Annotated in this window: 16 protein-coding genes; 7 read left to right on the forward strand and 9 right to left on the reverse strand. The window is 59.8% G+C overall.

The genetic code is table 11. The annotated features are described in order from the left end of the window. The first annotated feature begins 2 nt into the window (after positions 1-2). The 4 genes from glgC (at position 3) to HFD92_RS13055 (ending at position 6,394) form a co-directional block, all read left to right on the forward strand. Positions 3-1,295, forward strand: a complete 1,293-nt coding sequence (glgC, locus tag HFD92_RS13040) for a glucose-1-phosphate adenylyltransferase (protein WP_009087751.1) — start codon at positions 3-5, stop codon at positions 1,293-1,295. Positions 1,296-1,358: 63 nt separating this feature from the next. Then, the gene (gene glgA / locus HFD92_RS13045; protein ID WP_009087749.1) at positions 1,359-2,792 is read left to right on the forward strand and encodes a glycogen synthase GlgA; all 1,434 of its coding nucleotides are present in this window, start codon (positions 1,359-1,361) and stop codon (positions 2,790-2,792) included. 19 nt (positions 2,793-2,811) lie between these two features. Continuing rightward, positions 2,812-5,259, forward strand: a complete 2,448-nt coding sequence (glgP, locus tag HFD92_RS13050; RefSeq protein ID WP_009087747.1) for a glycogen phosphorylase — start codon at positions 2,812-2,814, stop codon at positions 5,257-5,259. 199 nt (positions 5,260-5,458) lie between these two features. Then, a complete protein-coding gene (locus HFD92_RS13055; protein ID WP_154929094.1) occupies positions 5,459-6,394 on the forward strand; it encodes a LysR family transcriptional regulator in 936 nt (311 codons plus the stop codon). Here the strand turns inward: HFD92_RS13055 and mdcH are convergent. From mdcH to glpD, 9 genes are all read right to left on the reverse strand, one after another. Further along, a complete protein-coding gene (gene mdcH / locus HFD92_RS13060) occupies positions 6,375-7,277 on the reverse strand; it encodes a malonate decarboxylase subunit epsilon (protein WP_167429071.1) in 903 nt (300 codons plus the stop codon). The two genes, HFD92_RS13055 and mdcH, sit on opposite strands and share 20 nt — an antisense overlap. Then, positions 7,274-7,891, reverse strand: a complete 618-nt coding sequence (locus tag HFD92_RS13065; RefSeq protein WP_167429072.1) for a malonate decarboxylase holo-ACP synthase — start codon at positions 7,889-7,891, stop codon at positions 7,274-7,276. The genes mdcH and HFD92_RS13065 overlap by 4 nt, the downstream gene beginning before the upstream one ends. Before the next feature lies 1 nt (position 7,892). Beyond that, positions 7,893-8,852 carry an AEC family transporter gene (locus HFD92_RS13070; RefSeq protein ID WP_167429073.1) on the reverse strand — a complete coding sequence of 320 codons (960 nt, stop codon included), beginning with the start codon at positions 8,850-8,852 and terminating at the stop codon, positions 7,893-7,895. 130 nt (positions 8,853-8,982) lie between these two features. Further along, positions 8,983-9,783, reverse strand: a complete 801-nt coding sequence (gene mdcE, locus HFD92_RS13075; protein ID WP_167429074.1) for a biotin-independent malonate decarboxylase subunit gamma — start codon at positions 9,781-9,783, stop codon at positions 8,983-8,985. Further along, entirely contained in the window at positions 9,783-10,616 is an 834-nt protein-coding gene (locus HFD92_RS13080; protein ID WP_167429075.1) for a biotin-independent malonate decarboxylase subunit beta, read from the reverse strand. The genes mdcE and HFD92_RS13080 overlap by 1 nt, the downstream gene beginning before the upstream one ends. Then, positions 10,609-10,908: a malonate decarboxylase acyl carrier protein gene (gene mdcC / locus HFD92_RS13085; protein WP_009087734.1), complete on the reverse strand. Its 300-nt coding sequence runs from the start codon at positions 10,906-10,908 to the stop codon at positions 10,609-10,611. Before mdcC ends, HFD92_RS13080 begins: the two co-directional genes overlap by 8 nt. 8 nt (positions 10,909-10,916) lie before the next feature. Continuing rightward, positions 10,917-11,777 carry a triphosphoribosyl-dephospho-CoA synthase gene (locus tag HFD92_RS13090; RefSeq protein ID WP_167429076.1) on the reverse strand — a complete coding sequence of 287 codons (861 nt, stop codon included), beginning with the start codon at positions 11,775-11,777 and terminating at the stop codon, positions 10,917-10,919. Further along, positions 11,778-13,433 carry a malonate decarboxylase subunit alpha gene (gene mdcA / locus HFD92_RS13095; protein ID WP_167429077.1) on the reverse strand — a complete coding sequence of 552 codons (1,656 nt, stop codon included), beginning with the start codon at positions 13,431-13,433 and terminating at the stop codon, positions 11,778-11,780. Positions 13,434-13,736: 303 nt separating this feature from the next. After that, a complete protein-coding gene (gene glpD / locus HFD92_RS13100) occupies positions 13,737-15,242 on the reverse strand; it encodes a glycerol-3-phosphate dehydrogenase (protein WP_009087728.1) in 1,506 nt (501 codons plus the stop codon). A 225-nt stretch (positions 15,243-15,467) separates the two neighbouring features. On the opposite strand from glpD, the gene glpE reads away from it, so the two are divergent. From glpE to HFD92_RS13115, 3 genes are read left to right on the forward strand one after another with little or no spacing between them, the layout of a single operon-like run. Then, positions 15,468-15,794, forward strand: coding sequence for a thiosulfate sulfurtransferase GlpE (glpE, locus tag HFD92_RS13105; RefSeq protein ID WP_009087726.1), 327 nt, complete (start codon positions 15,468-15,470; stop codon positions 15,792-15,794). Positions 15,795-15,823: 29 nt separating this feature from the next. After that, complete coding sequence (gene glpG, locus HFD92_RS13110) at positions 15,824-16,645, forward strand: rhomboid family intramembrane serine protease GlpG (RefSeq protein ID WP_009087724.1); 822 nt, start codon at positions 15,824-15,826, stop codon at positions 16,643-16,645. A 30-nt stretch (positions 16,646-16,675) separates the two neighbouring features. After that, on the forward strand, positions 16,676-17,434 hold the full coding sequence (locus HFD92_RS13115) for a DeoR/GlpR family transcriptional regulator (RefSeq protein ID WP_009087722.1): 759 nt from the start codon (positions 16,676-16,678) through the stop codon (positions 17,432-17,434). Positions 17,435-17,570: the final 136 nt, after the last annotated feature.

A 17,570-nucleotide genomic window follows, 5' to 3' on the forward strand; every position in this document is an offset into this window, starting at 1 on the left:
ACATGGTTAAGTTAGATAGAACAGAACACCTGATGCTGGCCCGCCAGCTCCCTACACAGACGGTTGCTCTGATCCTCGCCGGCGGACGCGGCACGCGGCTGGTCGATTTAACGGCCAAACGTGCCAAACCGGCGGTGCATTTCGGCGGCAAGTTCCGCATTATCGACTTTGCCCTCTCCAACTGCGTCAACTCCGGTATCCGGCGGATTGGCGTCATTACACAGTATCAGTCCCATACCCTGACTCAGCATATCCAGCGTGGCTGGTCGATCTTCAATGAAGAGATGAATGAGTTTGTCGATTTGCTGCCAGCGCAGCAGCGCTTTTCGACCGAGCAGTGGTATCGCGGCACGGCCGATGCCGTGACGCAGAACCTTGATGTGATTCGCCGCTATCAGGCGCAGTACATCGTGATCCTTGCCGGGGACCACATTTATAAGATGGATTATTCACGCATGCTGCTGGACCACGTGGTGAACGAGGCGAAATGTACCATCGCCTGTTTACCGGTACCGGTGCATGAAGCCACGGCGTTTGGCGTGATGGCGGTGAATGAGGAGAACATGGTGATCGACTTCGTGGAGAAACCCGCGAAGCCGCCCACCATGCCAGGTGATGACACGCAGTCGCTCGCCAGCATGGGGATCTACGTCTTCAACGCGGATTATCTCTATGAACTGCTGGAAGCGGATCTGCAGACGCCAGGCTCTAACCACGACTTCGGCAAAGATATCCTGCCGAAAGTGGTGGCAAGCGGCGAAGGTTATGCGCACTCCTTTGCGCTCTCCTGCGTCCAGAACGATGACAACGCGCCGCCTTACTGGCGCGACGTCGGGACGCTGGAAGCCTACTGGCGCGCCAATCTCGATCTGGCCTCGGTGATGCCTGAGCTGGATATGTATGACGTCACCTGGCCTATCCGTACCCACATGGAGCCGCTGCCCCCCGCGAAATTTGTTCAGGATCGTTCCGGCAGTCACGGGATGACGATGAACTCGCTGGTGTCGGGCGGCTGCATTATCTCCGGTTCGGTCGTGGTCAACTCGGTGCTGTTCCCCCGGGTTCGGGTTAACTCGTTTTGCAATATTGATTCAACCGTTCTGCTGCCGGATGTGGTGGTGGGTCGCTCGTGTCGTCTGCGCCGCTGCGTGATTGATCGCGCCTGTGAGTTACCGGAAGGCATGGTGATTGGTGAAAATCCGGATGAAGACAGTCGCCGGTTTCACCGTTCGGATGAAGGGATCGTACTGGTCACCCGCGCCATGCTGGCCAGGCTGGCCAAAGCGGGGCTGTAAGCGATAAGCGGAACTTACGCAATCGGCACGCGGAGCGTGCCGGATAACTTAATGAGGTCGAGGATGCAGGTTTTACATGTCTGTTCAGAACTTTTCCCGCTGCTTAAAACGGGCGGACTGGCTGATGTAGTCGGGGCATTACCTCAGGCGCAGATTGCGGGCGGCACAGACACGCGGGTGCTGCTGCCGGCGTTTCCTGCATTGCGCAAAGGCATACCTGATCTCCAGATGGTGACAGAGCGAGAGACATTTGCCGGTCATATACGTCTGTTATATGGTGAATTTAACGGTGTGGGCATCTATCTGATCGATGCCCCTGACCTCTACGACCGTCCCGGTAGCCCTTATCATGACGAGTCGCAGTTTGCCTATGTCGATAACTACCTGCGCTTCGCGCTGCTGGGCTGGGTCGGCTGCGAACTGGCGTGCGGGATGGATTCGATGTGGCGTCCCGATATCGTCCATGCCCATGACTGGCACGCAGGCCTTACCTGCGCCTATCTGGAAGCGCGCGGCCGGCCAGCCAAATCGGTGTTTACCGTGCACAACCTGGCCTATCAGGGACTGTTCTCGGCGCACCACATGGATCAGATTGGCCTGCCGTGGTCGTTCTTTAACATGCATGGGCTGGAGTTTTACGGGCAGATCTCCTTCCTGAAGGCGGGACTCTTCTACGCCGATCACGTGACGGCGGTCAGCCCGACCTACGCCCATGAGATTACCTCTGCGGAGTTTGGTTACGGCATGGAAACGCTGCTGGCGCAGCGGATGCGGGAAGGGCGGCTGAGCGGGATCCTCAACGGTGTCGACCCGACCATCTGGGACCCGGCCCACGACCTGCTGCTCAGCGCGCGCTACAACCGCGACACGCTGGAAGCCAAAGCGGAAAACAAACGGCAGCTGCAGGTGGCGATGGGGCTGAAGGTTGATGACAAAGCGCCGGTGTTCTGCGTGATCAGCCGCCTGACCAAACAGAAAGGCCTGGACCTGGTGCTGGAGGCGCTCCCTGGCCTGCTGGCGCAGGGCGGTCAGCTGGTGCTGCTGGGACAGGGCGATGCCGAACTGCAGCAGGGCTTCCTGGCCGCGGCAGCAGAGCATCCGGGCAGCGTGGGTGTGCAGATTGGCTATCACGAGGCGTTTTCACACCGCATCGTCGGTGGTGCCGATGTGATCGTGGTGCCGAGCCGCTTTGAGCCCTGCGGCCTGACGCAGCTGTATGGCCTGAAATATGGCACGCTGCCGCTGGTGCGCCGTACCGGCGGACTGGCAGATACGGTTAACGACAGCTCGCTGGAAAACCTGGCGGATGGGATTGCCAGTGGCTTCAGCTTTGAAGATGCTAACGCCTGGTCGCTGTTGCGGGCGATTCGCCGCGCGTTTGTGTTGTGGTCTCGCCCTTCACTGTGGCGTTATGTTCAGCGACAGGCGATGGGCATGGATTTCAGCTGGCAGGTGGCCGCACAAGCCTACCGCGATCTCTACCAGCGTCTGATGTAACTGATGGGGAAAACCGGATATGAATGCACCTTTCACTTACGCTTCACCCACGCTGACGGTGGATGCTTTAAAGCATTCGATTGCGTACAAACTGATGTTTACCATCGGCAAAGACCCCTCTATTGCCAACAAGCATGAGTGGCTGAACGCCGCGCTGCTGGCGGTTCGCGATCGGATGGTGGAGCGCTGGCTGCGCTCCAGCCGCGCTCAGCTGTCGCAGGATGTGCGACAGGTTTACTACCTGTCGATGGAGTTCCTGATGGGGCGCACCCTGGGGAATGCGCTGCTGGCGATGGGGATCTATGACGATCTCAACCAGGCCCTCGACGAAATGGGGCTGGATCTGGCCGAGCTGATGGAGGAGGAGAACGATCCGGGCTTAGGCAACGGCGGTCTGGGCCGTCTGGCGGCCTGTTTCCTCGATTCGCTGGCGACGCTGGGTATGCCGGGCCGCGGCTATGGCATCCGTTACGATTACGGCATGTTCAAACAGAACATTGTGGAAGGTGAGCAGAAAGAGTCGCCCGATTACTGGCTTGAGTATGGCAATCCGTGGGAATTTCAGCGATTCAACACCCGCTACAAGGTGCGTTTCGGCGGCCGCGTCCAGCACGAAGGGGCCAAAGTGCGCTGGCTGGAGACCGAAGAGATCCTGGCGATGGCCTATGACCAGATCATCCCGGGCTTCGACACCGACGCCACCAACACGCTGCGCCTCTGGGGCGCGCAGGCCAGTAACGAAATCAACCTCGGTAAGTTCAACCAGGGCGACTACTTTGCGGCGGTGGAAGATAAAAACCACTCCGAAAACGTTTCACGCGTCCTCTATCCCGATGACTCCACCTATTCCGGGCGCGAGTTGCGTCTGCGTCAGGAGTATTTCCTGGTATCTGCCACGGTGCAGGACATTCTGAATCGTCACTGGCGCATGCATCAGACCTGGGACAACCTGGCGGATAAGATCGCCATCCACCTGAATGACACGCACCCGGTGCTGGCGATCCCCGAACTGATGCGCCTGCTGATCGACGAGCATAAATTCAGCTGGGACAGCGCCTTTGACGTCTGCTGTCAGGTCTTCTCCTATACCAACCATACGCTGATGACCGAAGCGCTGGAGACCTGGCCGGTGGATATGATCGGCAAGATCCTGCCGCGTCATCTCAGCATTATTTTTGAAATTAACGACTTCTTCCTCAAGACGATTCAGGATCACTATCCTGACGATCTGGATCTGCTGTCGCGCATTTCGATCATCGACGAGAACGACGGTCGCCGGGTACGCATGGCCTGGCTGGCGGTGGTGGTCAGCCATAAAGTGAATGGCGTCTCAGAGCTGCACTCCAACCTGATGGTGCAGTCGCTGTTTGCAGACTTCTCCCGCCTGTTCCCGGGCCGCTTCTGCAACAAAACCAACGGCGTCACCCCGCGTCGCTGGCTGGCGCTGGCTAACCCGGCGCTGTCAGAGGTGCTGGATGAGGAGATTGGCCGCAACTGGCGCACCGATCTCAGCCAGCTGGATGAGCTGAAAGCGCAGATCGACTACCCGGCGTTTATCGAGAAAGTGGCGATTGCCAAGCATCAGAATAAGCGCCGGCTGGCCGAGTGGGTGGCAAAAAACCTGGATGTGGTGCTCGACCCGAATGCGCTGTTTGATGTGCAGATCAAGCGTATTCACGAGTACAAGCGTCAGCTGCTCAACGTGCTGCATGTGATCACCCGATACAACCGTATCAAGGCCGATCCGCAGGCGGACTGGGTGCCGCGCGTCAATATCTTTGCCGGTAAAGCGGCCTCCGCCTACTACGTTGCCAAACACATCATCCATCTGATCAATGATGTCGCCAACATCATCAACAACGATCCGCAGGTGAAGAACAAACTGAAAGTGGTCTTCATCCCGAACTACAGCGTGAGTCTGGCGCAGATCATCATTCCGGCCGCCGATCTCTCTGAGCAGATCTCGACCGCCGGAACGGAAGCGTCCGGCACCAGTAACATGAAGTTTGCCCTGAATGGCGCGCTGACGATCGGCACGCTGGATGGTGCCAACGTGGAGATGCTGGATCACGTTGGTGAAGAGAACATCTTCATCTTCGGCAATACCACGCCGCAGGTAGAAGCCCTGCGTCAGGGCGGCTACAACCCGCGTGACTATTACGAAGGCGATGAAGAGCTGCATCAGGTGCTGACGCAGATCGCGTCGGGCGTCTTCAGCCCGCAGGATCCGGGTCGCTACCGCAACCTGTTCGATTCGCTGGTGAACTTCGGCGACCACTACCAGTTACTGGCCGATTATCGCAGCTATGTGGATACCCAGGACAAGGTGGATGCGCTCTACCGTAAGCCGGAAGAGTGGCAGCGCCGTGCGGCGAAAAATATCGCCGGCATGGGTTACTTCTCGTCTGACCGGACGATTCAGGAGTATGCCGATGAGATCTGGAACATTTCACCGATAAGGCTGTAAGGCGCGCGCCGTCCATTCATCTGCTCTGCGGCCGGGAAACCGGCCGCACTTTTTTCTGCCCGTTCCGCTCCTCCCTGACCTCCGCAGATTCCGCCTTCAGCCGCAGTAAATCATCCGGCTGCGAGCCAGATCATTACAGGCTGGCGGAGAATCGCTACTATGCGGAAAAGCAAAATGACCTTACAGGCAACGGCAGCCCATGAGTGACAATATCAATCAGGAAATTACCTTCCGGAAGCTCAGCGTCTTCATGATGTTTATGACGAAAGGCAATATCGCCCGCACGGCGGAAGCGCTGGAGCTGAGCAGCGTCAGCGTGCACCGCGCGCTGCACACGCTGGAAGAGGGCATCGACTGCCCGCTGTTTATCCACAAAGGGCGCAATCTGGTGCCGCTGCCCGCCGCCTGGACGCTGCTGGACTATTGTCGCGACGTCACGGCCCTGATGGGCAAAGGCATTGAGGAGGCCCGCAAAGTGGCGGGTATCGGCGGAGGACGGCTGCGGCTTGGCACACTCTATTCGCTGACCCTGGAGACCATTCCCCGGCTGATTATGGGCATGAAACTGCGCCGGCCGACGCTGGAGCTGGATCTGACCATGGGCTCTAACCAGATGCTGCTGAATATGCTGGAAGATGATGCGCTGGACGCGATCCTGATTGCCACCCATGAGGGCGAACTCAGCGAGACCCGGTTTGATGTGATCCCGCTGTTTGAGGACACGATCTGTCTGGCGGCACCGGCCGGCGAAACGGGCAGCGGCGATGCGCCGGTCGATCTGCGTGACTATGCCGACCGCGATTTTGTCTCACTGGCCGAGGGATTTGCCACCTATGCCGGTTCGCAGGAGGCGTTTCAGATCGCGGGATTTGAACCACGCATGGTGACGAAGGTGAATGACATCTTCTCCATGATCAGTCTGGTGCAGGCGGGCGTTGGCCTGGCGCTGATTCCGGGAAGGATGCGGAAAGTCTATGAAAACAATATCCAGCTGCTGACGCTCGCAGCGCCTTACCAGATGCGGCAGCAGGTTGCGATTGTCTATTCGCATCGCCGCGAACGCGACAATGACCTGCTGGCCCTGGCGGCAGAAGGGCGCATGTATGCCCGTAACCTTACCGTTCCAGCCGTTTAGCCAGATGACCTGCCACGTCGACGCCGTTGCGTTCCAGGCTGATTGCATCGCCCTGCCAGCCCGCCTGCAGGGTCAGGCCGGTCAGCACATTGCCCGGCGGCATCTCAATCGCCAGACGGGCATCGCGCTGGTTAGCCGAGACCATAGTGTCATACCACTGCACGGTCCGCGCCATATTGAACGCCAGATCCTCCGCGATCTTCTCCGGGTCGTGGATCACCCGTGCGGTTGAGCCGCTGAGGTAAGCACAATCGGGACGGGAGAGGCGCACGGATTCAAACGCACGCGCCAGTTCTGCCGCCGGTTTGTCCAGCAGCGCGCAGTGCGACGGCACGCTCACCGCCAGTCTGATCGCCTTACTGGCGCCTGCCTCCAGCGCCTTCTGCGCCACCCGTGCCATATCTTCATCACGACCGGCAATCACTATCTGCGTTTCGGCATTCAGATTGGCAATGTAAGTCTGGCTGCCGGGCAGCAGCGTTTCCAGATGCGTCAGCGTCAGGCCGGTGATCGCCGTCAGGCCATATCCCTGCGGATAAGCCTGCTCCATCAGGTCGCCGCGCAATGCCACCAGCCGCAGGGCGTCGCTGAAATCGAGCGCACCTGACACCACTGCCGCCGGAAATGCGCCAATCGACAGACCGCTGACAATATCCGGCTTCACCCCGCGACGTATCAGCTCGTGCGCCCAGGCGACCCCGCTGATCAGCAGGCTGAGCTGGACGGCGCGGGTGTGCTGCAGCGCGTCGTCGCTGTCGAGCCTGTCAGTTTCGTCGCCCAGTACCGCCCGCACGCGGGTTAACAGCGCCTCGCCGTCAGGCAGATGCTGCAGCATGCCGGCTCGCTGGGTGCCCTGGCCGGGAAAGGTAAAGAGTATTTTCATGAGGTTTCTCTGCTCCAGGGTGAAGCGGTCAGCAGGGGGCCGGTGTCGGTTTTCAGCAGCACCTGTCCCTCGCGCAGCCACTCATTGAGGGCAAACGCACCGGCAGGCGTTTCCACCTGGGTATCCACCCGGCACGCCAGCGCGTCGGTCTGGTTCTGCCACCGTTGCAGTGCAGCCCGGTCCAGAGGGTGCGGGGCGCGGATCACCAGATCGAGATCGCTGGCGGCGTGCAGCGTGGGCTGCTGCGTCGCCAGCGCATAACCGGTGCTGCCGGTGATCCCCCAGCGCCACGGCCACTCCGCCTCACTCAGCACGATCGCCGCGCGAACCGGGGCAAAGGTACTGAAAGGGGAAGCCTGCAGCAGGGGGCGATCGGCCAGCCTCTCCGGCGTTATCACCCGGACAATATCGTCCGGATGAATCCATCCGGCGGCACGCTGCTCCCGCCGTTCACCGCGCACCCCAATCGGGATCAGGCCGGATTCGCGATGATCGCGCCGCACCACCACCGGCAGGCCGGGATGCCAGAACGTCCCGACCCAGCACGCTGAGATCGTGGCTAATGCGCTGCGGTCACGCAGCCAGAGCAGATCGTGGGGGCAGGGCGCGGTCATATTACATTCCTGATGTCAGCGTAATGAACAGGGGCAACGACAGAATAGAGAGCACCGAACTTAACAGCAGCACGGCTTCAGCATCCGGCGACTGAACGCCAAAGCGGTTGCCGAACACCACACCAAAGAAACCGGCCGACAGCGCAATCATCAGGATCGCGGTGATCGCCACCGGGCCGTTCAGCCCCAGCGCCAGCACCAGACTCCAGGCAATCACGGGCTGAATCAGCAGTTTCGCCACCGTGCCGACGCCCACGACGGCGTTGAGTTTCAGCTGACGGGCAGAAAGGATCACACCGGTCAGGAACAGCGCCGCCGCGGTGGCGGCCAGGCCCAGCGGCTTAATAGCCGAAAGCACCAGCTCCGGCATTCTGACGCCCAGCGCAGAAAGCACCACGCCCAGCAGCGGACCCCAGACGATCGGTTTTTTAACGGAGCGCCACATGAGCACCGGCAGCATGGTCAGCGTCGACCCCACATTCTCACCCGCACTGCGCGCTTTTTCCCGCTCCAGAATCAGCAGGCAGAAGGGCGTCATCAGCACCGAACCGCAGGCGATAGAGACAGCGACCGAGAGCGAGGTGGATGAGCCTTCGCCCAGCACGCTGCCCAGAATCGGCAGGCCCAGCGCCGCGTAATTGGGTAAGGCGACGGTCAGCGTCAGCACCGCCGCATCCTGTGGCGACTTTTTAAATACGCCGGTGGCCAGGAAATAGATCGCCGCATAGGTGATCCACATCGCCCCGGTCAGGACCACAATCAGCGGCGACTGCGCCACAATCCCGGCCCAGGGTGTCTGCACCGTGGCGCTGAACAGCGCGGCGGGCAGCGCAAAATCCATCACGAAAATATTCAGCAGCGAAACGTCTTTGTTATTGACCATTCCGCACTTACCGGCCCAGAAACCCAGCAGCATAATGACAAAAATAGGCGCAAGGGCATGCACAATTATATAAATCATAAATCACCTGTTATTAAGAAAGAATTTTCCAAAAAACAGCGATGTTTATAATTCTGAACACGGCCACTGCGCCGGGGCGCTGTGACACGCCCCGTCAGACCGGATTCGGCAGGTTTATTTTTTTATCGGTTTACCAGGTCGCGCGCATACGCTCGCGCACCAGGGAAGAGCTGTGACGGTTGGAGGCACCCAGACGGTTTTTCAGGCTCGGGTCCTGACGGGCATCGCCGATCGCTTTATGAAGCGCTATTTCAACCATCGCCACGTCGGCGTCAGACGGCGCATCGGGATTGCCCACGTTCAGCAGATCGGAGAGCAGACCCAGCGTGGCGAAGTTGCTCACGTCATAGGCCATGGGGGGGATGGTGGCGGCCAGTTTCTCCAGCGACTCCACCGAACGCAGCGTAATACGCGCCGCCGATGCTTTGCCCATGGCGTGAACCAGTACGCCCTGATCGTTAAGCGCAATCAGGCGGTTAGCCTGATAGCCGTGTGCCAGGAACGCACCGGACATCGCCTTGCCTACAATCAGCCCGATGACCGGATGGCCGGCCAGGCGCGCGTTAGCATAGGCACCCGCTGCGCCCGCCAGCGCCTGATGAATACCAAATGCCTCTTCACGGCGACCATAGGCCTGACTCGGCACATCGATGACCGCCACAATCGGGCGTTTCACGGCGCTGTTTTTATCCTCTTCCCGCGTTTCATTCACCACTTTTGCCAGCGTCCAGCCCTCCAGCAGACCCACTTCCCCCTGCGCGGCGCGCGGATAGTGGTTCTGAGCATCGGGCACCACGGCGATGAAGCGGACGTTTTCGCCATTCAGCTGGCCGTCAGCCACCTGAACAGAGGCGCACAGGCCACTGAGACGCTGTGCATTGGGTGCGAGTTTTTCCAGCCAGGTTGCACCGCGGCTGCTTGTCTGGGTCATTATTTCTCCTCCCGGGCGAAAAGCTGTTTGATCTGGGCGGTGTCCGCCTGCTGGCGGGTGTCGAACTGCGTCAGACGTGACAGGAAGTCGGCATAGTTGTCGCTGCGGTGCTGCGGCGGTACGCCTCTGGCAATGAAGTCATGCATCGCGGTTTTTACCGCGTTGATGCCGTCATCCACCAGCGCATCGACCAGGCCACTGGCGTAGCGGATTTCGCCCCCGGTCATGCTCCAGATAAAGGGCCGATCGCGCGAGTCATACTCTTCAATGCCCGCCTCCTGCTCAATCACCTGCGGGCCGTTCAGGCCCAGGCGCGCTTCCCGTGTCACGATCAGGTAGCTGCAGAGCGCGGCGGCAATCGACATTCCGCCGAAGCAGCCAACGGTGCCGCTGATGATGCCGATCACCGGGGTGTAGCGACGCAGATCGACAATCGCCGCATGAATATCCGCAATCGCCGCCAGGCCAAGATTCGCTTCCTGTAAGCGCACGCCACCGGTTTCCAGGCAGAGCACCGCCTGCGTCGGAATGCCGTTGCGGTTGTCTTCCGCCGCCAGCTCCAGCGCCGCCGCCATTTTCGCCCCGGAGACTTCGCCCATGCTGCCGCCCTGGAAGGTGCCTTCGATGGCGATAACCACCGCAGGCTGACCGTTCAGCGTGCCGCGTGCCACGACCATGCCGTCATCGGACTGCGGCACCACGCCCTGCGGGGCCAGCCACGGCGACATAATGCCCTCAAAGGGATCCAGCAGTTCGCGATAGCTACCGGCATCCAGCAGCGTACGGGCGCGTTCACGCGCCCGTAATTCAATAAAACTGGCGTCGTTACGCATGGCTCACCTCTTCAAAAACCTGTTCAAGACGGATACGTGCTACACCGGGTGTGGCACCGAAATCGTGGATAATCAGTTCGCCGGCCGGCAGGCCGTTGATCAAATTCAGGCGGTCAAACAGCGCCTTCCAGCGGGCGTCGCTGTTATCGAGTGAGGTGGTGATATCAACGTTCAGCGTGTCGCCCTGGGTTGCGGTGTACAGTACTTCCATGTCACCGGAACCCACGACTCCGGCCAGCGCTCTGCCACTGAGCAGGCGGTTAGCGGGTAAAGATAATGTGATGTGTTCCATAATGGCCTCTAAAAATATGTGTGTTCAGGCGAACAGACCCGATCGATAAACAGCGTCGCCGCGAGCAAATCGGCGGCTCCGCCCGGCGAGGCGTTGAGCGCCAGCATCCGGCGATCAAGCTGCGCCAGCGCCAGCTTTCCGCCCTCTGTGCGGCAGCCGCCCGCCAGCAGTACGGCTTGTGCCCCGTGCTGCATCGCCGTCAGCCCCGCCATCCCTGCCCGTGACAGCACGCAGGTATCGCTGAGCGAAGTCATGATCGCCATCAGCGCATCCAGGCGGGCTTCGCTTTCGCTGGCCCCCACCGCCCGGCTGATCAGCAGCTGCGGCAGCGCCAGCTTCATCACGTGAGGAAACGCCTGTTGCGCCTCTTCGCGTGCGCCGGGCACCCGATAGCGGTGCGTCGCTTTTAACCCTTTGCTGAACAGTTTCGGCGCTGCCCGGTCGGGCAGGCTGGCCAGGGCGGCGGCGGTGCGGGTCAGCGGGTCGGCACTGGCAGCACCGCCATGCATGGCGGCGGCACTTACCAGTAAGCCCAGCGCCCAGATCGCTCCCCGATGGGTATTCACGCCACCGGTGGCCGCCATCATCTGCTGCTCGCCGTCGCGGCCCAGACGCCCGACCGTTTCGCGCAGGGCGATATCGGCGGGACGCTGCCAGCTGTGACGGGCCAGCGCCAGAAAGGTCGGTGCCAGGCTGTGAGCGGAGCGCTCCATCAGCGCCAGGGTTAAATCGTGATGCGCGCCGTTTCCGCGACTGTCGACCAGACCCGGCTTGGGGCTCAGACGTGCTTCATCGATCAGGCAATCGCGCGCCAGCGTCGCCAGCTGGCTGGACTGCGCCTCGGCTTGAGTCTGGGACAGGAGTTTCATTTACCAGCTCCGGAATTTAGCAGGCGGGTTGTACAGACCACCGGACCATTCGACCAGGTCAGCCACGCTGCCCGCAGCCAGCAGTGAACGGGTGGCGTCGGAACGGCGGATGCCCATATCTTCCGGGTAGACCACTTTGCCGCTTTTACGCAGGGCCGCGACGCGCGCCGCATCCACACCCAGACCGATGTCGGTAATGCCCGCCACGGCGGCGACCATAGCGCGACGCTCTTCGAGGCTCTCTGCGCGATAGAGATAGGCGATGCCCTCCTCGGTCAGCACGTGGGTGACGTCATCGCCGTAAATCATCACCGGAGCCAGCGGCATCCCGGCGGATTTGGCGACATCAACCGCATCAAGGGTTTCAACGAAGGTGGGTTTTGCGCCGGCCTGGAAGGTTTCGACCATCTGCACCACCAGTTTTTTCCCGCGCTGCATCGGGTCTGGCTCAGTGATCATGTTCAGCCAGGCGGGGGTCGCGTGGCGGCGGCCGTGCGGATCGTGGCCCATATTCGGGGCGCCACCAAAGCCGGAGAGGCGGCCACGGGTCACGGTCGAGGAGTTGGCCAGCCCGTCAACCTGCAGGGTGGCCCCGATAAACATGTCGACCGCGTACTGGCCGGCCAGCTGACAGAAGGCGCGGTTAGAGCGCATTGAGCCGTCGCTGCCGGTAAAGAAAATGTCGGGACGGGCGCGGATATACTCTTCCATCCCCAGCTCGCCGCCGAAGCAGTGCACGCTCTCCACCCAGCCACTCTCAATTGCCGGGATCAGCGTCGGATGCGGGTTCAGCGCCCAGTGTTTACAGATTTTGCCTTTCAGGCCGAGCTGTTCGCCGTAGGTGGGCAGCAGCAGCTCAATCGCGGCGGTGTTAAATCCGATGCCGTGGTTGAGTGACTGCACCTGGTGTTCGGCGTAGATGCCTTTAATCGCCATCATCGCCATCAGGATATGTTCCTGCTTAATCAGGCGCGGATCGCGGGTAAACAGCGGTTCGATAAAGAACGGTTTGTCAGCAACGACAATGTAGTCGATCCAGGAGCCGGGAATATCGACGCGCGGCAGGTCGGTTTCGTCATCGACCAGTTCATTGACCTGGGCTATCACGATACCGTCACGGAACGCGGCGGCTTCCACCAGCGCCGGGGTATCCTCGGTGCCCGGACCGGTGTAGAGGTTGCCTTTGCGGTCAGCTTTGTAACCGGCAATCAGCGCCACATTCGGGCAGAGGTCAACATAGAGGCGGGAGTAGAGTTCGATATAGGTGTGGATAGCGCCGATTTCCAGCTGGCCATCCTGCAGCAGCTGCGACATGCGCAGACTCTGCGGGCCGGAAAAAGAGAAGTCGAGTTTGCGGGCAATGCCTTTTTCAAAAATATCGAGATGTTCACTGCGGCCGACGCTGGGCATAATCATGTGCAGGTCGTGAATCTTTGCCGGATTTACCTGCGCCAGGGTGCGGGATAAGAAGTCAGCCTGTTTCTGGTTATTCCCCTCCAGCACCACGCGGTCGCCTGGGGCAATTAAGTGTTCGAGGGCTTCTGTGGCTCGTTCAACAGGAATGACTTTGCCATCAAGGGGGAAGGCGGCCATACGACGCGCTTTTTCATTGCGGCGTGTGTTCCACTCCCGGGCAGGCGTTTGGCCTGTGTTCATTTCAACCTCCTGATTAGAATCGCGGTACTGACGTTTTTGCTGAACAAAGTCTGCGCGTTCTGCATACGGCGTTCAATTAAGCAAAAAAGCGAAACGTTAGATTTAAGGTAACGATGGTGAGCGGCCTGGCGGCAGGCGAAATCCGAGGCGCTGCAGGCAGGCGGGGAAGGGGGAAACGGCAGGGTGACAGGAGGAGAGCGTGCGAGGGGAAAGGGCTGCGGCACGGTTTAACCGGTTAAGTTCGCGTTCAGCCACCCATAAAAAAAGCAGGCCGGAGCCTGCTTTCTGCTTACTGCGGCCTGCTTAAGAGGCCAGCGAGAGTGCCGGTTTTGCTTTCGCGGCCAGCCACTCTGCCACGCGGGCCTGCTGCTCTTTCGTCAGCCACATACCCTGTTTGGTACGACGCCAGATAGCATCATCCAGCTCGCGAACCCACTCATGCTGCACCAGGTAGCGCAGCTCCGCTTCGTAAAATTCATGACCGAAGTTCTCACCCAGATCGTTCAGGCTTTTCGCCCCGGCTAACAGGGTTTCGGTGCTGCTGCCGTAAGTGCGTGAGAAGTGACGCGCCATGTTTTCACTGATGAACGGATAGCGACGACGCAGGCTGGCCGCATAATCCTCACGGGTGCCGGAGATGTTCCCGCCCGGCAACACGCAGTTCTTCGTCCAGGCCGGACCGGCGTTCGGATAGTACTTCGCCAGTTTTTCCAGCGCGTGCTCGGCCAGCTTGCGATAGGTGGTCAGCTTGCCGCCAAACACCGACAGCAGCGGCGCCTGGCCGTTGTCATCACGGACATCCAGCGTGTAATCGCGGGTGATCGCCTGCGGTGAGTCCGATTCATCATCACACAGAGGACGCACACCGGAGTAAGACCAGACGATATCGTCAGCAGTCAGCTGCTTTTTGAAGTGGGCGTTGAACACCTTCAGCAGGTAGTCGGTTTCGCTGTCATCAATGTTGACGTTTTTCGGATCGCCTTTGTACTCCACGTCGGTGGTGCCGATGATGGAGAACTCATCCATCCACGGAATCACAAACACGATGCGGTTATCTTCGTTCTGCAGGATGTAAGCCTGCTTTTCGGTGTGGACGCGCGGCACCACGATGTGGCTGCCTTTGATCAGGCGGATACCGTAAGGGGATTTGAGCTTCAGGCTGTCGTCAAACAGCTGCTTGACCCACGGGCCTGCAGCGTTGACCAAACCTTTCGCCTGCCAGGTGTAGGTTTTGCCGCTGTCGACATCTTCCGCTTCCACCTTCCACAGGCCGCCTTCACGCCAGGCGCGGGTCACGCGGGTGCGGGTCCGCACTTCGCCGCCGCGCTTCACCACTTCCTGCGCGTTGAGCACGACCATACGGGCGTCATCGACCCAGCAGTCAGAATATTCGAATCCGCGCGTGATCTCCGGCTTCAGGGCCGAATCCGCGCCAAAGCGCAGACTTTTACTGCCTGGCAGGCTGGTGCGTTTGCCCAGATGGTCATACATAAACAGGCCGGTGCGGATCATCCACGCCGGACGCAGGTGCGGACGGTGCGGCAGACGGAAGCGCATCGGGAAGGCCAGGTGCGGCGCCATCTTCAGCAGGACTTCACGCTCAGCCAGCGCTTCGCTGACCAGACGGAATTCATAATGTTCAAGGTAGCGCAGGCCGCCGTGAATCAGTTTCGAGCTGGCAGAGGAGGTCGCGCAAGCCAGATCCCGCGCCTCCAGCATTAACACCGACAGTCCGCGTCCTGCAGCGTCTGCTGCAATGCCGGCACCGTTGATGCCGCCGCCGATCACGATCAGGTCTTTGGTTTCCACGTCATCTCCTCCGATGTTCGGAATAGTTCACTTATGTTCGTTTTCGAGCATTATCATAGTCGCAAACCAACATTAGCGCCAGCTTTTAACCCGCTAAAAACATTTTTGCGTGATATAGCTAACATTATGTCCACCAAAAAAACAGATACCCGTAACGATTGTCAGGTTATCGGCGTGGCTTCTCGGGTTACACTACGCGCTATTGTGATGACTTTGAGAGATCCCATGGAAACGTTCGAATGTATTGATGTGCAGCAGGCGCAGGCGCGTCTGGCGCAGGGGGCACTGCTGGTCGATATCCGCGATCCGCAAAGCTTTGCGATGGGCCATGCGGCGGGTGCGCTGCATCTGACCAACACCAACCTCAGCGATTTTATCAGTCGTGCAGACCACAGCCTGCCGGTGCTGGTGATGTGCTATCACGGCAACAGCAGTAAAAGTGCAGCACAATATCTGCTGGGGCAGGGCTTCAGTGCGGCCTACAGTATTGATGGCGGTTTCGATGCCTGGCGCGCGGCCTTTCCGCAGCAGGTTGCCCTGGGCAGTGAGTAAGTGGCCGCCTGTCACACGGAGAGTTACTGATGCGCATTACCCAATTTAATCAGCCGCGCATGGCGCAGGCGTTTGTGGACTACATGGCAACGCGCGGCGTGACGCTGCGTATTGAGCATGACCAGCACTATGTCATCATGCTGGATGATGAGAGCCAGTTTTCCGTGGTCGAAAACGAACTTCAGCAGTTTCTGCATGACCCTAATCACCCACGCTATCAGGCGGCCAGCTGGCACAGCGGCAAAACCGACAGCGGGCTGCGCTATGAGCGCAGTAACATCTGGGCAAACATTCGTGAGCGCGCCGGGCCGCTGACGATGACGGTGATGGTGCTCTGTATCGCCGTCTTTATCCTGATGCAGGTGATGGGCGATCAGACCGTGATGGCCTGGCTCGCCTGGCCGGACGATGACCAGCATTTTCAGGTCTGGCGCTGGTTCAGCCATGCGCTGCTGCACTTCTCGCTGCTGCACATTCTGTTTAACCTGATGTGGTGGTGGTATCTGGGTGGGGCGGTTGAGAAGCGGCTCGGCAGCGGCAAACTCTTTGTCATTATGCTGATTTCCGCGCTGCTCAGCGGCTGGCTGCAGGCGAAATTCAGCGGCATCTGGTTTGGCGGCCTGTCGGGCGTAGTGTATGCCCTGATGGGCTACTGCTGGCTGCGCGGCGAGCGCGATCCCGACAGCGGCGTCTATCTTGAACGTGGCCTGATCGGTTTTGCGCTGGTCTGGCTGGTGATTGGCTGGTTCGGCGTCTTTGGCCTGGCCATTGCCAACGCAGCGCACGTCGCCGGTCTGCTGGTCGGGCTGGCGATGGCGCTGGTGGATACGCGTAACGTTACGCGTCGGTAAAGAGATTTTGCGGGTTAACAGGAGAGGAATGTGAAGCAGACGCAACGTCATGACGCGATTATCGATTTGGTCCGTCGTCAGGGATATGTCAGTACTGAGGAGCTGGTGGATCATTTTGAGGTCAGCCCGCAGACCATCCGTCGCGATCTCAACGATCTGGCCGATCAGAACAAAATTCAGCGCCACCACGGCGGCGCGGCGCTCCCCTCCAGCTCTGAGAACACCGCCTGGCACGATCGTAAAATGATGTGGTCGGCGGAAAAAGCGCGCATTGCTCAGCGGGTCGCCAGCCAGATCCCGGATGGGGCCACGCTGTTTATCGACATCGGCACCACGCCGGAAGCGGTGGCGCATGCGCTGCTCAACCACAGCGATCTGCGTGTGGTGACGAACAACCTCAACGTGGCGATGCTGCTGATGGGCAAACCCGATTTTCGGGTGATTATTGCCGGGGGCGAAGTGCGCACCCGCGATGGTGCGGTAATGGGAGAAGCGACGCTCGACTTCATTTCGCAGTTCCGGCTGGATTACGGCATTCTCGGCATCAGCGGCATCGATATGGATGGCTCGCTGCTGGAGTTTGACTATCACGAAGTGCGGACCAAGCGCGCGATTATTGAAAACTCCCGCTGTGCGCTGCTGGTCGTGGACCACTCGAAGTTTGGCCGCAACGCCATGGTTAACCTCGGCAATATGAGTCTGCTGGATTACATCTACACCGACAAGATGCCGCCCGCCAGCGTCATGAAGGTGATTGAACAGCATGAGGTGCACCTCGAACTCTGCTGATTCCTGCCACGCCAGCCTCCGGGCTGGCGTTTTTATTTGATTGCTGTCGCTTTTTTCCCCACTCCCGTCTTTACTTAACGATTGCTGGCTCCGCCTGCCAGCCCGTGCGCTTGCCATTTTTGCTTCACCTCATTGC

It is taken from the genome of Pantoea sp. EKM101V (assembly GCF_011800325.1).
GTDB classification, from domain to species: domain Bacteria; phylum Pseudomonadota; class Gammaproteobacteria; order Enterobacterales; family Enterobacteriaceae; genus Pantoea; species Pantoea anthophila.

Coding starts and splice junctions, on each gene's coding strand:
- HFD92_RS13055 (WP_154929094.1), top strand. CDS start 5,459: ATGAGTGACAATATCAATCAGGAAATTACCTTCCGGAAGCTCAGCGTC.
- mdcA (WP_167429077.1), bottom strand. CDS start 13,433: ATGAACACAGGCCAAACGCCTGCCCGGGAGTGGAACACACGCCGCAAT.
- glgP (WP_009087747.1), top strand. CDS start 2,812: ATGAATGCACCTTTCACTTACGCTTCACCCACGCTGACGGTGGATGCT.
- HFD92_RS13080 (WP_167429075.1), bottom strand. CDS start 10,616: ATGCGTAACGACGCCAGTTTTATTGAATTACGGGCGCGTGAACGCGCC.
- HFD92_RS13065 (WP_167429072.1), bottom strand. CDS start 7,891: ATGACCGCGCCCTGCCCCCACGATCTGCTCTGGCTGCGTGACCGCAGC.
- glpE (WP_009087726.1), top strand. CDS start 15,468: ATGGAAACGTTCGAATGTATTGATGTGCAGCAGGCGCAGGCGCGTCTG.
- mdcE (WP_167429074.1), bottom strand. CDS start 9,783: ATGACCCAGACAAGCAGCCGCGGTGCAACCTGGCTGGAAAAACTCGCA.
- glgC (WP_009087751.1), top strand. CDS start 3: ATGGTTAAGTTAGATAGAACAGAACACCTGATGCTGGCCCGCCAGCTC.
- mdcC (WP_009087734.1), bottom strand. CDS start 10,908: ATGGAACACATCACATTATCTTTACCCGCTAACCGCCTGCTCAGTGGC.
- glpG (WP_009087724.1), top strand. CDS start 15,824: ATGCGCATTACCCAATTTAATCAGCCGCGCATGGCGCAGGCGTTTGTG.
- HFD92_RS13070 (WP_167429073.1), bottom strand. CDS start 8,852: ATGATTTATATAATTGTGCATGCCCTTGCGCCTATTTTTGTCATTATG.
- glgA (WP_009087749.1), top strand. CDS start 1,359: ATGCAGGTTTTACATGTCTGTTCAGAACTTTTCCCGCTGCTTAAAACG.
- HFD92_RS13090 (WP_167429076.1), bottom strand. CDS start 11,777: ATGAAACTCCTGTCCCAGACTCAAGCCGAGGCGCAGTCCAGCCAGCTG.
- mdcH (WP_167429071.1), bottom strand. CDS start 7,277: ATGAAAATACTCTTTACCTTTCCCGGCCAGGGCACCCAGCGAGCCGGC.